Raw genomic sequence first — 15,584 nt, 5'->3', positions numbered from 1 at the left:
GCTGCGCTGATCTTCTTGCGCTTTTGACGGCGGCTATACTGTTAAAGGGAGGCCTTATGTATCAGCGAATAGAAGGTGGAGAGTGGCGTCACGTATGGGTTGTCAGCGACATACACGGCTGTTACCAGAGGCTCATGGAGGAACTGAAACGCCGTCATTTCAATCCTTATGAGGATTTACTTATTTCCGTTGGCTATCTGATCGATCGTGGTCCGGACAGCGTGAAATCATTGCAGCTCATCAATGAGAAATGGTTTCGAGCAGTGCGGGGCAATCATGAGCAAATGGCAATAGATAGCCTGGATAATAATGATTTTGCGCTCTGGACAATGAATGGCGGAATGTGGTTTTCGCGGCTTGAGCATGAGGAGCAGCAGCGGGCGCGCTCGTTACTTAACGCATGTCGTGCGTTACCGCATATTATCGAAATTACCTGCGCGAACGGATTGAACGTTATTGCTCATGCTGATTACCCGGCGGAGGAATACCGCTGGGAAAAACCGGTAAGCGCCCAGCGCGTGTTATGGGATCGCGACCGCCTGATGGGGTTTATGGTGGGCAAAGGGCAGGGAATTAGCGGGGCGGATCATTTCTGGTTCGGACATACGCCCGTCGACAGAAGGTATGATTTTGACAATCTGCACTACATTGATACGGGGGCCGTATTTGACGGTTACTTTACGCTGGCGCAGCTGCAGTAATAAATAACCCGCCTTCGGGCGGGTTCTCTTTAGGTCAGGCAAGACGCATGACCCAGGCATCGGCTTTACTATCGTAATGCTCACGGTAAAGGACAGAATGTTCGCCATCAAGTATTGCCGGGACGCTGGTGTCTGCATCCCATGCATCGAGCTGCATGCACAAATCCGGGTCGGATTTGCAGGGAATACTTAACGTTCGATCGCCTTGTGCTTCGCCGCGCAGCTCTGCGTCGTCGATCTCAAAAGCGCCAATACGCACGCTGGTTTTCGTCATAGTGCTCTCCGGGTCGGTTGTCAAAATCTGGTATGACCAGTATGGGCATCCATTTTTGATCGTAGACAAGGAGAGCAAAATCGCCAGTAAAAAAATGCGCTTTTTTCAGGTCGTGCGATCGTTACCGGTAAACAGTCGACCATCCCGGACCAGTTCGCGTGGATAGCTGTTTTTAAGCCTTGAACCGACCTTTTTGGCCAGCCCCAGCGGGAATCCCTGATAGGTCACTACCACTTCATCTGCGGAGGGCGAGCTGTCAGGATAAACATCGCGGCCACGGTACCACTCTTCGGCTTCCTGATGCGTCAGGGCAAAGGTATTCTCGTGTCCGGCAAGCGCGATGACGGCCTCATGCTGCCAGCGATAGCCTTTATTATGCACTTCCGCCAGGCGGATCCCGATTCGGGAAAAACGCACTTTGCCAATCAGTGGCTCGATATTCGCCGGGAAAAGCCAAACCTCTTTGTCCCGCTGCCAGAGATGCATGCTCTCATCCCACTGCAACCCGACCTTGCTGGCTGCGGCTTCAAGCTGCGCGACGTCGCGGCCTTTAAGCGGCGCAAACGGGAAGTTGCCGACCTTGAATTTGGGGGCGGGCAGGGGAGCAACCGCCTGCGTTTTACGCAGACGCGCCACAAAGAACCCTTCGCAGTCGTAAATCTGCGGGAACACGTGGAGGAAACCTTCCGGCGTGACCGCCTCCTGTGCCGAGGAAAACAGATCGTTAAGCGGCAGGAACTCGACGGCATCCGGGTATTGCGCTTTCAGCCACAGGCAGACGTCTTCGTTTTCATCGCGGTTCAAGGTGCACGTTGAATACACCAGCGTGCCGCCGGGGCGCAGGGCGTGGAACGCGCTGTCGATCAGCTCGCGCTGCGTGGCGGCGATCTCAAGATTGCTCTCCACGGACCAGTTCTTTAACGCATCGGGATCTTTACGCACTACCCCTTCACCGGAGCAGGGGGCGTCCAGCAGGATGGCATCAAACATTTCCGGCAGGGCGGCGCCAAAGACGCGACCGTCGAAGTGCGTAAGAGCGACATTATGAATACCGCAGCGGCTGATATTGGCATGCAACACCTTCACGCGGCTGGCGGAAAATTCGTTGGCGAGGATTGCTCCGCGATTGCCCATGCGCGCGGCAATCTGCGTGGTTTTCGAACCGGGCGCGGCGGCGACATCCATCACGCGTTCAGGCGCGTTACCGTCGGCGAACAGGGCGGCAACCGGTAGCATTGAGCTCGCTTCCTGAATATAAAACAGACCGCTCAGATGTTCTGCGGTACTTCCCAGCGGCACCGCGTCTTCGTCATCGCGGTCGATCCAGAATCCCTCTTCACACCACGGAACCGGCGTAAGCTGCCAGCCGTACGGAGAAACCAGGGCCAGAAAATCCTCGACGCTGATTTTCAGCGTATTAACGCGGATGCTCCGGCGTAACGGACGCTGACAGGCGGCGATAAAATCGTCCATCGACAGATGAGAGGGAAGCGCCTCGCGCATCTGCGCCAGGAATTGATCGGGAAGAAATACGGAGTTTTGAGCCACGAGCACACCACAGGGAAAAGTTCAGGTGCGCAGTGTAACATAAAGGCTCCGGTGCGTTGACACCGGAGCCTGTCAGATTAACGCGGCAGGGCCGTTCCCCATTCGCGCCACTCTTTCGGTTCGCTTTCCAGCAGCAGGAAGTGTTTACCCGGCTGCGCTTTCGGCGCCAGCGGCGTTCCCGGCGGGGTGGCAAAGGCAATACCGCCGCGGATGAACTGGTTGAAGGTACCGGTTTTCACCACGCCACCCGTCAGGCCGAAGTCCAGCGAATAGCCGGATGCCAGCCAGAACACCGAGTTATTACGCACCAGATGCTGGTAACGCTCGCTGATGCGTAGCGCCACCATCACGCGGTCGGAGAGCGTGCCGAGCGTGAGGCCCGTTACCGTACCCACCTCAATGCCGCGGAACAGCACCGGCGTACCGATGCCAAGCGAGCCCGCCTCCGGCACTTCCACTACAATGCTCAGGCCGCCAAGGTAGCGCGAGTCGGTAATGGTAGCTTCCTGCAGCTCGAAATCACGACGGGCTTTGCCCTGACCGGGCTCGACATTGATGTAAGGCTGCAGAATGGTGTCGAGATGCTCAACGCCCGCGGCCGAAATCTGTGGGGTCACCACCGAGAAGCGGGAACCCGAGCGGGCGAAGGTCTGCACATATTCCGGATAAAGCACGGCGGTGGCCTGCACCTCGTTGCGCGAGGTGATGAGCGTCAGCTTCTGGATCTGCCCGATATCAATGCCCAGGTAGCGAATTGGCATGCCTTCCGCCAGCTTGCCGGCATCGAACGCATGCAGGGTAATCTGCCCACCCACGGCACGCGCGGCAGTTTCGGATGGGAAGAGAATTCGCTTATCGCCTTTACGCAGGTTCGCGCCCGCGCCGCTGAGGTTATCAAAGCTGATCGCCCCGCGCAGCGCGCGCGAGAGCGGGGAGGCCTGCACGGTCAGGCCGTTGCCGTTAAGCTGCACCTTCGCGCCGCCCTCGGCCCAGAAGACGCTGTTTGGGGTCAGCAGCTTGCGGTACTCGGGCTTGATATGCAGTTCGATATCAAACGCGTCCGCACGCGGGCGAACGGCGATCACCTCCCCAACCTCAAACTTGCGGTAGAGCACCACCGAGCCCGCCTGAACGTCAGGCAGCGTCTCGGCGCTTAAGGTCAGGGTCGTGGTTGGCATATCGCTCAGGCTGTTTTCAATCGCTTTGTCCAGGTTGGCGTACAGCGGGTAGCTGTCGCGAACGGGGCCTTTATTGCCCGGCAAAATGCGAATGCCGCCGTTAACCCATTCGCTGGCGCTGGCGCCGAGGAACTCCACGCCGTCCAGACCCACCTTCACGTCGACGCGGCTGTTCACCACGAACTTACTGTCGCCATGGACGAGGTTGCTGTATTGCGGATCGATAGCTACCGAGAAGCTCACGCCATTTTCGGAGAGCGTTCGCTCCAGCACCTGACCCACCTGTACGCCATGCAGAATCAGCGGCTGACCGGCCTCAATGCCGTAACTTTCAGGCGCATTGAGCGTAACCGTCACGACGCCCGGTTTTTGCAGCAGCGCTTTATCCGCCGGGGCAATGACGAAGCTATTGCTGGGCTGACCTTCACCGGGGATCAGTTCAAAGGTATTTCCGGTCAGCAGCGTGCTGAGGCTGGCATCGTTCAGAGAGAGTTTAGGGCTGCGCATCTCGATGCGCGTTTTCTCGCGCAGGAGATCGACCACGCTCGGATCGACCGTCATTTCGCCTGTGACCGAGCCGCCCGGATTGAGCGTCATTTTGGTGAGCTGGCCGACCTGCAGTCCCTGGTACATCAGCGGCGTTGACCCCGCTTTCAGCCCTTTGGCATCAGGCAGAACGAGCTTAACGATCACGCCACGCTGGCTGTGCGCCAGATCCGGGTATAAACCGAACGTGTCATCGGCCGTGGCAGGGCTTGAGTTTTCCGGGGAGTCAAAGGCAATGGCACCGTTAACCAGGGCGGCCAGACTCTCCAGCTTCACTTTTGCACCGCTCAGGCTGAGGTCGGCATCGACGCCGGAAACGTTCCAGAAGCGGCTGCCTTTTTTCACCAGATTGGTGAAGCGACGCTCGATCAGCACATCAATGGTGACGCCCTGTTTATTCGGGTTGATGCTGTAATCATACACACGGCCAACCGGAATCTTGCGGAAGTAGACCAGCGAGCCGCTGTTCAGCGAGCCCAAATCCGGTGCCTGAAGATGGATCATCAGATCGCCGTTATTGAGGCGGTATTTCGGCTGCGTATCCAGCGCGACAAAGTGATCCTGCGGTTCACCCTTGCCCGGCATCATGCCGATGTAGTTGCCGCCAACCAGCGCATCCAGCCCGGACACGCCGGCCAGGGAGGCTTTCGGCGTCACCAGCCAGAACTGCGTTTCGCTGCGAAGAGCATCCTGCATGTCAGATTTAATACTGACTCGCACCTGAATCTTGTTAAGCCCTTTTCCAAGGGAGATGTCCTGAACCGTACCGACTTCGACCCCCTGAAAACGAACGGGGGTTCGTCCGGCGACGATGCCGTCGGCGGTCTGAAAATCAATGGTGACGGTACTGCCGCGATCTTCATAGCTCGTCCAGATAAGCCAGCCTGCAATCATCAGGGCGATGACGGGCAGCAACCAGAATGGCGAAATGCGGCGTTTAGTTTTAATTCTCGCTTCAGTCGGCGAAGCGGGGGTTTCCTGACTCATGTGCATCCCAAAGTAAGCGGCTATCCAGCCATTCCACAGCAAGAATAGTCAATATCACCGCAGAGCCGAAATAAAAAGCCGCGGGTCCCATAGTAAAAGCAAGAAGCTGGTCGCGATTGATCAGCGACATCATCAGCGAAATCACAAACAGATCCAGCATTGACCAGCGGCCAATCCAGGTGACGAATCGCAGAAGCAGAATACGGGTACGTAAACCTTGTTCACACTTAAAGTGAATGCTGACGAGCAGGGTAAACATCACCACCACTTTGGTAAAGGGAACCAGGATACTGGCAATAAAGACGATGGCCGCTACCCCAACGTTACTGTGTGCAAGGGAGATAATACCGGAGAGGATAGTATCTTCCTGACGGCCACCGTTCACGTAAATAATGGATATCGGCAGCATATTGGCCGGGAACAGAAACACCAGGGAGGCAATCAGCGCCGCCCAGCATTTTTGCAGGCTGTTGTTGCGTCGTAACCTCAACGGTATATGGCAGCGCGGGCAGCGTCCACGCTTGTCGGGCAACCCGGTGTAATGGCATCCCAGACAGACGCGGAGGTTTTCATCCGGGCGGGTGGCAGGGCGCTGCGGGTAAAAACGCTCCCAAAGCTGCTCAACGTTCAGGTGGATCAGTGTCAGGATGCTGAGCAATACCAGGCAAATAAAGGCAAAAAGCCCGACGCCCGGCTGCAGAAAGGCATAGTCCTGCACCTTGATTGATGCCACGCCCACGCCCACCAGATAGATATCCAGCATGACCCACTCTTTAAGCTTTTCCAGCATCAGCAATACCGGACGCAGGTTCATTCCGAGGATGTTACCAAACCACAGGTAGGCAATGGCTGCAACCAGCACCAGCGGCGCGCCGACCACGCAGAACAGTACCATGGCGGCGGTGAGAGGATCGCCCTGGCTCGTCATCTGCCAGATACCCTGCAGCACGTTGGCGTCAATGCGCACACCAAGCAGGTAAAGCTTCAGAAGCGGCTCGGTCCAGGCGAAAGGCATCAGCAGCAGCATGGTAACAGCCATAGCGGCAAGGCGGGTTAACGACCAGTCGCGGCCGTCACGAATTTTAGCGTCACAGCGGGGACAAAAGGCGCTTTGGTGCGATTTCATCTTCGGCAACATAAAAAGCGTATCGCACTGGGGGCAACGCTGATAATGTGCACGAGGCAAAGCGTCGCTTACCGTATGGACAGTTATCTTTTTTGTCGGCGTAATTTTGGTTGTTTTTAAGGCCATCAGCTGCGCGCAAATAAGTATTGTTGAACGTTATATTAACTCATGAACGGATTCATCTTGAGCATGAGCGCATTTATTGCTTATTTTAATAGGCTATGCGGTAATTTTGTAAGACAACTAAGTGATTGAATAATGAACAAAACAGAATTCTACGCGGATCTGAACCGCGATTTTAAGGCATTGATGGCAGGTGAAACCAGCTTCTTAGCCACTCTGGCAAATACTAGCGCATTGCTGTTCGAACGGCTATCCGATGTGAACTGGGCTGGCTTTTACCTCCTGGAAGGTGAAACGCTGGTGCTGGGTCCGTTTCAGGGCAAACTGGCCTGCGTGCGTATTCCGGTAGGGCGCGGCGTATGCGGTACCGCGGTGGCCGAGAATCAGGTTCAGCGCGTGGAAGATGTTCATGCGTTTGACGGGCATATCGCCTGTGATGCTGCCAGCAATTCAGAGATCGTTCTGCCGCTGGTGGTAAAAAATCAGATTATTGGCGTTCTGGATATCGACAGTACGGTCTTCAGTCGCTTTACAACCGAGGATGAACAGGGGCTGCGCGAGCTGGTGGCGAATCTGGAAAACGTCCTCGCTGCAACCGATTATCAAAAATTCTTTGCGAGCGTCGCAGGATAATCAACGGATAACGTAGCATTTACTGATAGCGTCATTATAATGACGCCTGTTCATGCCTGCGCTTGTTGGCAACGTCCGTTGTAATCAGGAAATTTCATGGAAAATCAACCTAAGTTGAATAGCAGTAAAGAAGTTATCGCATTTCTGGCCGAGCGTTTCCCGCAGTGCTTCAGCGCGGAAGGTGAAGCACGTCCCCTGAAAGTCGGTATTTTTCAGGATCTGGTAGCGCGTGTTGAAGGGGAAATGAACCTCAGCAAAACTCAGCTGCGTTCTGCCTTACGTCTTTATACTTCGAGCTGGCGTTACCTGTACGGTATCAAACCGGGCGCGACCCGCGTGGATCTCGACGGCAACCCTTGCGGCGAGCTGGACGAGCAGCACGTAGAACACGCGCGCAAGCAGCTGGAAGAAGCCAAAGCACGCGTTCAGGCACAACGTGCAGAACAGCAGGCGAAAAAACGCGAAGCCGCAGCGGCAAACGGCCAGGAAGAAGCGCCTCGTCGTGAGCGTAAACCACGTCCTGCGCCGCGTCGTCACGACAATAACGATCGCAAACCGCGTGCAGACAAACCAGCAGCGAAAGCCCCTCGTGCGCCTCGTGAAGAGCAGCGCCATACTCCGGTTTCTGACATTAACGCCCTGAGCGTGGGTCAGGCTCTGAAGGTAAAAGCGGGCAACAACGCAATGGACGCCACCGTACTGGAAATCACCAAAGATGGCGTTCGTGTACAGCTGACTTCTGGTATGTCAATGATTGTACGCGCAGAACACTTGTTGTTCTGAAACGGAGGCCAAGCCTGGCATGAACACTTTTTTTAAGCTCACCGCGCTGGCGGGCCTGTTTGCCATAACAGGTCACGCTTTCGCAGTGGACGATATCACGCGTGTTGATCAAATTCCGGTACTCAAGGAAGAGACGCAGCACGCGACGGTAAGCGAGCGTGTAACCTCTCGCTTTACCCGCTCGCACTATCGTCAGTTCGATCTCGATCAGGCCTTTTCGGCCAAAATCTTTGACCGCTATCTGAACTTGCTGGATTACAGCCATAACGTTTTGCTCGCCAGCGATGTCGAGCAGTTCGCTAAGCGCAAATCCGAGGTGGGTGATGAGCTGCGGTCAGGCAAGCTGGATCTGTTCTACGATCTCTACAACCTGTCGCAAAAGCGCCGCTTTGAACGCTATCAGTACGCGCTGAAAGTGCTGGAACGTCCAATGGACTTCACCGGCAACGACACCTTTAATCTCGATCGCAGCAAAGCGCCCTGGCCGAAAGACGAAGCCGAGCTGAACGCGTTGTGGGATGGAAAGGTCAAATACGACGAGCTAAGCCTCAAGCTGACCGGCAAAGATGAAAAAGAGATCCGCGACACGCTGACGCGTCGTTACAAATTTGCCATTCGCCGTCTGGCGCAGACCAACAGTGAGGATGTTTTCTCACTGGCGATGACCGCCTTTGCGCACGAAATCGATCCGCACACCAACTATCTCTCTCCACGCAATACCGAACAGTTCAATACTGAGATGAGCCTGTCTCTGGAAGGTATTGGCGCGGTACTGCAAATGGATGATGACTACACGGTGATCAACTCCATGGTCGCGGGCGGCCCGGCATCCAAAAGCAAAGCGATAAGCGTAGGCGATCGCATTGTGGGGGTAGGACAAACCGGTCAGAGCATGGTTGATGTCATTGGCTGGCGTCTGGACGATGTGGTTGCGCTGATCAAAGGTCCGAAAGGCAGCAAAGTTCGTCTGGAAATTCTGCCTGCCGGTAAAGGCACCAAAACCCGTATCGTGACCCTGACCCGCGAGCGTATTCGTCTGGAAGACCGCGCGGTGAAAATGTCGGTGAAAACCGTGGGTAAAGAGAAGGTGGGTGTCCTGGATATCCCTGGCTTCTACGTGGGGCTGACCGACGATGTAAAAGTTCAGCTGCAGAAACTTGAGAAGCAGAACGTGAGCAGCGTCATTATCGACCTGCGCACGAACGGTGGTGGTGCGCTGACCGAAGCGGTGTCGCTCTCAGGCCTGTTTATCCCGTCTGGCCCGGTTGTACAGGTGCGTGATAACAACGGTAAAGTTCGTGAAGATGCTGATAACGACGGTGTGGTCTATTACAAAGGCCCGCTGGTGGTCCTGGTTGACCGCTTCAGCGCATCCGCATCTGAAATCTTTGCCGCTGCAATGCAGGACTATGGCCGCGCGCTAATCGTGGGTGAGCCCACCTTCGGCAAAGGTACTGTTCAGCAGTATCGCTCGCTGAACCGTATTTACGATCAGATGCTGCGTCCGGAATGGCCTGCGCTGGGCTCCGTTCAGTACACCATTCAGAAGTTCTACCGCGTTAATGGCGGCAGTACGCAGCGTAAAGGCGTAACGCCGGATATCATGATGCCGACCGGCACGGAAGAGACCGAAACCGGCGAGAAGTTTGAAGATAACGCGTTGCCGTGGGACAGCATCAATGCTGCGACATTCGTGAAGGCAGGTGATATGACGCAGTTTGGCCCTGAGCTGCTGAAAGCGCATAATGAACGCATCGCGAAAGACCCGGAATTCCAGTACATCATGAAGGACATTGCGCGTTTCAATGCTCTGAAAGATAAGCGGAATATTGTTTCTCTGAACTACGCTCAGCGTGAAAAAGAGAACAACGAGGACGACGCAACGCGTCTGGCGCGTATCAACGATCGCTTCAAGCGAGAAGGTAAGCCTCTGCTCAAGAAACTGGACGATCTGCCAAAAGATTACCAGGAGCCGGATCCGTACCTGGACGAGACGGTGCATATCGCGCTCGACCTGGCGAATCTGGAAAAAGAGAAGCCTGCCGTACAGCCCGCTCCGGCAAAATAATCTCTCAACAGGCACAAGAAATTGTGCCTGTTTCTTTTTGTTCTGCATCCTTCCGTCAGGCTGATTTCCAATTGTGTAAAGTTGTGTCTTTCTGGTGACTTACGCCCACCGGATGCTTGAAAATAGCCGTAATACCCATACGATGTGGGTAATCGCATAGTGCGTTTTGTTAAACTGAGGTTAAAAGAAAATTATGATGCGAATCGCGCTCTTCCTGCTCACCAACCTGGCGGTGATGGTGGTTTTCGGGCTAGTGCTAAGCCTGACGGGAATTCAGTCGAGCAGCGTTCAGGGTCTGTTGATTATGGCGCTGCTGTTTGGTTTTGGTGGCTCTTTCATTTCCCTGCTGATGTCAAAGTGGATGGCGCTGAAATCCGTAGGCGGTGAGGTGATTGAACAGCCGCGTAACGACATGGAACAGTGGCTGATGAATACGGTGGCACAGCAGTCTAAGCAGGCAGGCATTGCGATGCCGCAGGTTGCTATTTACCATGCCCCGGATATTAACGCGTTTGCTACGGGTGCCCGTCGTGATGCGTCGCTGGTTGCCGTGAGCACCGGGTTGTTGCAGAACATGAGCCGTGACGAAGCCGAAGCGGTTATCGCGCACGAAATCAGCCATATCGCCAACGGTGACATGGTGACCATGACCCTGATTCAGGGTGTGGTGAACACCTTCGTTATCTTCATCTCTCGTATCCTGGCGCAGATTGCGGCTGGCTTCATGGGTGGCAACCGTGATGAAGGTGAAGAGAGCAACGGTAATCCGCTGATCTACTTCGCCGTATCGATGGTGCTGGAACTGGTGTTCGGTATTCTGGCCAGCATTATCACCATGTGGTTCTCCCGTCACCGTGAGTTCCATGCGGATGCCGGTTCAGCGAAGCTGGTAGGGCGTGAAAAGATGATTGCCGCCCTGCAGCGTCTGAAAACCAGCTACGAGCCGCAGGAAGCGAACAGCATGATGGCCTTCTGCATCAACGGCAAATCAAAGTCGCTGAGCGAGCTGTTTATGTCTCACCCACCGCTGGATAAACGTATTGAAGCGCTGCGCAGTGGAGAATACCTGAAGTAACGCTAAGCGCTTAAATAAGCCGGGCAGGAGAACACTCCGCCCGGCTTTTTTTATGCCTGAACGCCGGGTTGGGTCACGCGCAACCCGCTGACGATGGCTGCAAGGGTGGCAAGGGCGCCTGCGGTGAGAAGCGCAACGTGGTTGCCGTTTTGCCCGGCAAGGTTAAACATCAGGGCAACCAGCGCCGCACCGGTGCTTTGCCCCAGCAGACGCGCGGTCCCCAGCATGCCGCTGGCACCTCCGCTGCGGTGGCGCGGTGCAGAGGTAATAATGGTGTGGTTGTTGGGGGACTGAAACAGGCCAAACCCGGCTCCGCACAGGATCATGCGCCAGATGATGTCCAGATCCCCTGGCGATGATGGCAGCAGCGCCAGCGCGAAAAGACCTGTTGCCATCACGGCCAGCCCCACCGCGCCCAACAAACCGGCATGTACACGTTCTATTAAATAACCTGCCAGGGGGGCCATCACCATCGTCGCCAGCGGCCAGGGGGTTAACAGCAGCCCGGTCTCCACTTCGGAACGTCCTATCACGCTTTGCAGGAAGAAGGGCAGAGAAACCAGAGCCAGCATCTGGGCGCAGAATGAGCAGACGGAGGTGCAGATGGAAAGCGAAAAGAGGGGAATACGCAGCAGATCGACCGGCAGTAAGGGCACCGGCAGGGAAAGCTGGCGGCGAACAAAGAAGAAGCCCGTCACCAGCAGGGCAACAAGCTCCACGGCGGTTAGCATCAGGGATTGACCCTGCGCAAAACCGCTCAGGGCGGTAATCAGCAGACCAAAGGTGAGCGCATTCATCACCGCGCTTGCTACGTCAAAGCGCGGCATGGTGCTTTTCGGGCCGTTAGCGGGGAGAAATCGCAGGGCAAAGAAGATGGCCACGATACCCAGCGGCACGTTTATGGCGAACAGCCACTGCCACGAGGCGACAGAAAGAATGGCCGCTGCAATCGTTGGCCCGGCGGCAGAAGAGACCGCGACAATAAACGAATTTATCCCCATGCCGCGGCCCAGATGGCGGTGCGGATAAATTAGGCGGATTAGCGCCGTATTGACGCTCATCAGCGCCGCGCCGCCAAAACCTTGCGCGATGCGCGCCAGCGTCAGCGTATGCAGAGAGTCCGAAAGGGCGCACAGCAGTGATGTAAAGGTAAATACCACCAGCCCGCACTGATATACCCGACGGTAGCCGAACATATCGCCCAGAAAAGAAAAGGAGAGCAGGGAAACCACAATCGCAATCTGATAGGCGTTAACAATCCATATCGAACTGGCCGGGGAAGCATGCAGATCGGTGGCAATGGTGGGAAGGGCAACGTTCGCAATCGCGCCGTCAAGAACGGCCATTGAGATACCAATAATAATCGTAGCGATAGCGCCATACCGCTGGGGCAAAGGCAGGCCATCGGAAAGGTTCTTTTCCATCGGGGATAAATAGCTCAGAGTGAAATTATTCTCAGGGTAACTATTTTAGCATCGTTAACACCGTTTTATGTCGCAGATTTGTAACGAAGTAAACGCGGATTGATTGCAGGTAACATGACGGGAATTTATAATAAAAACCGGTTCTGATTTTTATAAAACACTCTCTATGAGGTGGTAAATGGCAATTGCGGATTTGGATAAACAGCCAGATTCAGTTTCTTCCGTGCTGAAGGTGTTTGGCATCTTACAGGCGCTCGGGGAAGCGCGTGAAATTGGTATCACAGAGTTGTCACAGCGCGTGATGATGTCGAAAAGCACCGTTTACCGCTTTTTGCAAACCATGAAATCACTGGGTTACGTTGCACAGGAAGGCGAATCTGAAAAATATTCTCTGACGCTGAAACTGTTTGAACTGGGTGCCCGGGCATTGCAAAACGTGGATCTGATCCGTAGCGCGGATATTCAGATGCGCGAGATCTCCCGCCTGACCAAAGAGACTATCCACCTGGGCGCGCTGGATGAAGACAGTATTGTTTACATCCATAAAATTGACTCCATGTATAACCTGCGTATGTATTCGCGCATTGGTCGTCGCAACCCGCTTTACAGCACGGCAATCGGTAAGGTTCTGCTGGCGTGGCGCGATCGTGAAGAAGTTAAACAGATCCTCGATGGCGTGGAGTACAAACGCAGCACTGAACGCACCATTACTAACACCGATGAGTTATTAACGGTGCTCGACAAGGTGCGTGAGCAAGGGTACGGCGAAGATAACGAAGAGCAGGAAGAAGGGCTGCGCTGTATTGGCGTTCCGGTGTTTGACCGTTTTGGCGTCGTGATCGCAGGGTTGAGCATCTCTTTCCCAACGCTTCGCTTCTCGGAAGAGCGCCTGCACGAGTACGTGGCTATTCTGCATACCGCCGCGCGTAAGATTTCTGAACAGATGGGTTACCACGACTATCCGTTCTAACCCCGGTTAGCATAAAAAAAAGCCGCATCTTTGCGGCGTTTTTTATTTGTCGTAAACGCTGTGGCTCAGCCATTATCAATCACGACGGAGGTCTTACGCAGTACCGGGCAGTTGGTTAACCCAATGATCCCGCTATCCGAATGGAGATACTGCGCCGTGCTGACTCCCTGTGCTGTTAAATACTTACATTGAATGCCTAACCCTGCGGCGTTTTCGGTGCTTCCCACCAGCACGCCATAACCCGTTAAAAGAAGGCCAATCCAGAGTATCGCCAGTGCAACAATTGTACGAATAATTAAGCGCATTATTACCTCTTTATCATTGTTATCATGATGCTAGCCTAACCGGTTTACGTAATGAAACAAGTGCAGGATTCTGAAAAGAGCCTGATGGCGCTACAGTTAGTCCTTGTTTAAGATAACCGTGATAACCTGGTCATATCAGGTCTTTAAACGGAGTGTGGAGTGAAAAAAATACGCTGGGTGATTCTGATTATCGTGCTGATAGCGTGCGTGGTGTTGTGGACGCAGACTATCAACGTGATGTGCGATCAGGATGTACAGTTTTTTAGCGGCGTTTGCGCAATCAATAAGTTTATTCCGTGGTAGCACGCATTTTTTCTTCAGGTGATTTCCTTCCTTCGCGCCAGTGGTAAAATAGACGTTTTTATTGAGGTGGTGAAATGGGTGAGTTACTGAATTCAGGGCTGCTAAATATGGCATCCCTGACGATCTCTTTGGTTGTTCTGCTGGTGGGGCTGGTCATTTGGTTTTTCGTAAACCGTGCCAGTTCACGTACCAATGAGCAGATCGAACTGCTGGAAGCGCTGCTTGAGCAGCAAAAACGGCAGAATGCGCTGTTGCGTCGTCTGTGCGAGGCTAACGAGCCGGAAGAGAAAGAAGCACAAAAAGAAGCGGTCGCTGACGAGAACAACGATCAAGACGATTTTATCCGCCTGGTGGCTGAGCGTTAATCGTATTATTCCGGGAGGTGGCAGTGGTCTGGAAAAATCCCTGGTATGACCCCTCCCTGAAACATCACACCCCAAACGGTTTTTGTAATACCACTTCTGCAGGACACCAGCCTGGCGACCTTGACCGCTGGCGCAAAGAACGCAAAGCAGCTGGCTTACCGAAGCCGCCCGCACTCGGCTACGATGACTTTATCCGGCGGTGGTGGCAACCGGCCGATCTTCAGCAGCCGCAGCAGGATGGGGCGTGGTGGCTCGGACATGCGAGCATACTGCTGCAGCTGGACGGCAATTTCCTTCTTACCGATCCCGTTTTTTCAAGGCGCGCTTCTCCACTTCCGTTCTTAGGGCCGCAGCGTAGAACGCCTCCGGCACTCTCTGTCGATCAACTGCACCAGCTTGACGCGGTCGTTATTTCGCATAACCATTACGATCATCTTGATGAACTCACTGTTCGCCACATTCTCAAACGCTTTCCGGACGTTAGCGTGTTTGTTCCTTTAGGCCTGGGCGGCTGGTTTCGCCGCCGGGGCGCAAAACAGGTGGTTGAGCTCGACTGGTGGCAGAGTTTTACCTGGCAGGGGATAACATTATCCGCCGTACCGGCGCAGCACTGGAGTATGCGCACGCTCTGGAACCGCAATCGCTCATTGTGGTGCGGCTGGGTCTTTGAAGGGCGGCATCACCGGTTCTGGTTTAGTGGCGATACCGGCTATTCGCCTGAGCTGCTGTTGATACCGGAACGTTTGGGGAAAATTGATTCTGCAGCATTGCCCGTTGGCGCCTATGCTCCGCGATGGTTTATGGCCGTACACCATATGGATCCCCAGTCTGCCGTTGCGCTGTGGCAACAGTTAGGTTGCCCGCTGGCGTTCCCTGTTCACTGGGGCGTGTTTGAGCTGGCGGATGAAGCGCTGGATGACCCCATAAAAGAATTAACTGATGCGCTGGATAATGTAGCACCAGTTAATAATACTTTCAGGATACTGAAAGTTGGCGAGTATTTACCCTTATAAACGAAGCGATAAATTGTTGCGTATATTGTGTATGTATTCGTCGTCAGGAAAATTTTAATTTTATCGAAACGTTTTGCTTGCCTTGTTTTGATGCAGAGTCATAAAAATTTCATTATTTTGGTGCATAACACTGCTAATTACCTGATGGATTTTAATACAGAA

The 15,584-nt window shown here is 54.3% G+C and carries 15 protein-coding genes; 9 read left to right on the top strand and 6 right to left on the bottom strand.

Going from position 1 to position 15,584, the window contains the following annotated elements; all coding sequences use genetic code 11:
* Positions 1-56: 56 nt before the first annotated feature.
* The gene (gene pphA / locus IM314_RS12530) at positions 57-701 is read left to right on the top strand and encodes a protein-serine/threonine phosphatase (RefSeq protein WP_193358912.1); all 645 of its coding nucleotides are present in this window, start codon (positions 57-59) and stop codon (positions 699-701) included.
* Between the two features lie 34 nt (positions 702-735).
* On the opposite strand, the gene IM314_RS12525 is transcribed toward pphA, so the two are convergent.
* From IM314_RS12525 to yebS, 4 genes are all read right to left on the bottom strand, one after another.
* Positions 736-975: a YebV family protein gene (locus tag IM314_RS12525; RefSeq protein WP_041909472.1), complete on the bottom strand. Its 240-nt coding sequence runs from the start codon at positions 973-975 to the stop codon at positions 736-738.
* 105 nt (positions 976-1,080) lie between these two features.
* Positions 1,081-2,529, bottom strand: a complete 1,449-nt coding sequence (rsmF, locus tag IM314_RS12520) for a 16S rRNA (cytosine(1407)-C(5))-methyltransferase RsmF (RefSeq protein ID WP_204369963.1) — start codon at positions 2,527-2,529, stop codon at positions 1,081-1,083.
* 71 nt (positions 2,530-2,600) lie between these two features.
* Positions 2,601-5,234: a PqiB family protein gene (locus IM314_RS12515; RefSeq protein WP_045630782.1), complete on the bottom strand. Its 2,634-nt coding sequence runs from the start codon at positions 5,232-5,234 to the stop codon at positions 2,601-2,603.
* On the bottom strand, positions 5,203-6,486 hold the full coding sequence (yebS, locus tag IM314_RS12510) for a membrane integrity lipid transport subunit YebS (RefSeq protein ID WP_041909475.1): 1,284 nt from the start codon (positions 6,484-6,486) through the stop codon (positions 5,203-5,205). Before yebS ends, IM314_RS12515 begins: the two co-directional genes overlap by 32 nt.
* A gap of 132 nt (positions 6,487-6,618) precedes the next feature.
* Here yebS and IM314_RS12505 point away from each other — a divergent pair, with 132 nt between their 5' ends.
* The 4 genes from IM314_RS12505 to htpX all read left to right on the top strand — a co-directional run bounded on the left by IM314_RS12505 (position 6,619) and on the right by htpX (position 11,042).
* Positions 6,619-7,116 carry a GAF domain-containing protein gene (locus IM314_RS12505; RefSeq protein WP_008500476.1) on the top strand — a complete coding sequence of 166 codons (498 nt, stop codon included), beginning with the start codon at positions 6,619-6,621 and terminating at the stop codon, positions 7,114-7,116.
* A gap of 96 nt (positions 7,117-7,212) precedes the next feature.
* Positions 7,213-7,899 carry an RNA chaperone ProQ gene (gene proQ / locus IM314_RS12500; protein WP_028013543.1) on the top strand — a complete coding sequence of 229 codons (687 nt, stop codon included), beginning with the start codon at positions 7,213-7,215 and terminating at the stop codon, positions 7,897-7,899.
* Positions 7,900-7,918: 19 nt separating this feature from the next.
* Positions 7,919-9,967, top strand: coding sequence for a carboxy terminal-processing peptidase (gene prc, locus IM314_RS12495; RefSeq protein WP_028013542.1), 2,049 nt, complete (start codon positions 7,919-7,921; stop codon positions 9,965-9,967).
* A 193-nt stretch (positions 9,968-10,160) separates the two neighbouring features.
* Entirely contained in the window at positions 10,161-11,042 is an 882-nt protein-coding gene (gene htpX, locus IM314_RS12490; protein ID WP_010432647.1) for a protease HtpX, read from the top strand.
* Between the two features lie 50 nt (positions 11,043-11,092).
* Here the strand turns inward: htpX and IM314_RS12485 are convergent, their stop codons facing one another.
* Complete coding sequence (locus IM314_RS12485; protein WP_041909476.1) at positions 11,093-12,466, bottom strand: MFS transporter; 1,374 nt, start codon at positions 12,464-12,466, stop codon at positions 11,093-11,095.
* A gap of 178 nt (positions 12,467-12,644) precedes the next feature.
* Between IM314_RS12485 and kdgR the strand changes: the two genes are divergently transcribed.
* The gene (kdgR, locus tag IM314_RS12480) at positions 12,645-13,436 is read left to right on the top strand and encodes a DNA-binding transcriptional regulator KdgR (protein WP_193358913.1); all 792 of its coding nucleotides are present in this window, start codon (positions 12,645-12,647) and stop codon (positions 13,434-13,436) included.
* A 65-nt stretch (positions 13,437-13,501) separates the two neighbouring features.
* Here kdgR and IM314_RS12475 read toward each other — a convergent pair whose 3' ends face one another.
* On the bottom strand, positions 13,502-13,741 hold the full coding sequence (locus tag IM314_RS12475) for a YobH family protein (RefSeq protein ID WP_041909477.1): 240 nt from the start codon (positions 13,739-13,741) through the stop codon (positions 13,502-13,504).
* A 159-nt stretch (positions 13,742-13,900) separates the two neighbouring features.
* Here IM314_RS12475 and mgrB point away from each other — a divergent pair, with 159 nt between their 5' ends.
* The 3 genes from mgrB (at position 13,901) to IM314_RS12460 (ending at position 15,422) form a co-directional block, all read left to right on the top strand.
* On the top strand, positions 13,901-14,044 hold the full coding sequence (gene mgrB / locus IM314_RS12470) for a PhoP/PhoQ regulator MgrB (RefSeq protein ID WP_006175995.1): 144 nt from the start codon (positions 13,901-13,903) through the stop codon (positions 14,042-14,044).
* A 74-nt stretch (positions 14,045-14,118) separates the two neighbouring features.
* Positions 14,119-14,409 (top strand): YebO family protein, encoded by a 291-nt coding sequence (locus IM314_RS12465; RefSeq protein WP_047364849.1) that lies wholly within the window; start codon positions 14,119-14,121, stop codon positions 14,407-14,409.
* A gap of 23 nt (positions 14,410-14,432) precedes the next feature.
* Complete coding sequence (locus IM314_RS12460) at positions 14,433-15,422, top strand: MBL fold metallo-hydrolase (protein ID WP_193358914.1); 990 nt, start codon at positions 14,433-14,435, stop codon at positions 15,420-15,422.
* Positions 15,423-15,584: the final 162 nt, after the last annotated feature.

Source organism: Enterobacter cloacae complex sp. P42RS (assembly GCF_014930595.1).
GTDB classification, from domain to species: domain Bacteria; phylum Pseudomonadota; class Gammaproteobacteria; order Enterobacterales; family Enterobacteriaceae; genus Enterobacter; species Enterobacter bugandensis.
Note: the sequence above shows the minus strand (reverse complement) of the source record. Positions and strands in the feature narration are given on the sequence as shown.

Coding starts and splice junctions, on each gene's coding strand:
- pphA (WP_193358912.1), top strand. CDS start 57: ATGTATCAGCGAATAGAAGGTGGAGAGTGGCGTCACGTATGGGTTGTC.
- IM314_RS12525 (WP_041909472.1), bottom strand. CDS start 975: ATGACGAAAACCAGCGTGCGTATTGGCGCTTTTGAGATCGACGACGCA.
- IM314_RS12515 (WP_045630782.1), bottom strand. CDS start 5,234: ATGAGTCAGGAAACCCCCGCTTCGCCGACTGAAGCGAGAATTAAAACT.
- yebS (WP_041909475.1), bottom strand. CDS start 6,486: ATGGCCTTAAAAACAACCAAAATTACGCCGACAAAAAAGATAACTGTC.
- IM314_RS12505 (WP_008500476.1), top strand. CDS start 6,619: ATGAACAAAACAGAATTCTACGCGGATCTGAACCGCGATTTTAAGGCA.
- proQ (WP_028013543.1), top strand. CDS start 7,213: ATGGAAAATCAACCTAAGTTGAATAGCAGTAAAGAAGTTATCGCATTT.
- prc (WP_028013542.1), top strand. CDS start 7,919: ATGAACACTTTTTTTAAGCTCACCGCGCTGGCGGGCCTGTTTGCCATA.
- htpX (WP_010432647.1), top strand. CDS start 10,161: ATGATGCGAATCGCGCTCTTCCTGCTCACCAACCTGGCGGTGATGGTG.
- IM314_RS12485 (WP_041909476.1), bottom strand. CDS start 12,466: ATGGAAAAGAACCTTTCCGATGGCCTGCCTTTGCCCCAGCGGTATGGC.
- kdgR (WP_193358913.1), top strand. CDS start 12,645: ATGGCAATTGCGGATTTGGATAAACAGCCAGATTCAGTTTCTTCCGTG.
- IM314_RS12475 (WP_041909477.1), bottom strand. CDS start 13,741: ATGCGCTTAATTATTCGTACAATTGTTGCACTGGCGATACTCTGGATT.
- IM314_RS12465 (WP_047364849.1), top strand. CDS start 14,119: ATGGGTGAGTTACTGAATTCAGGGCTGCTAAATATGGCATCCCTGACG.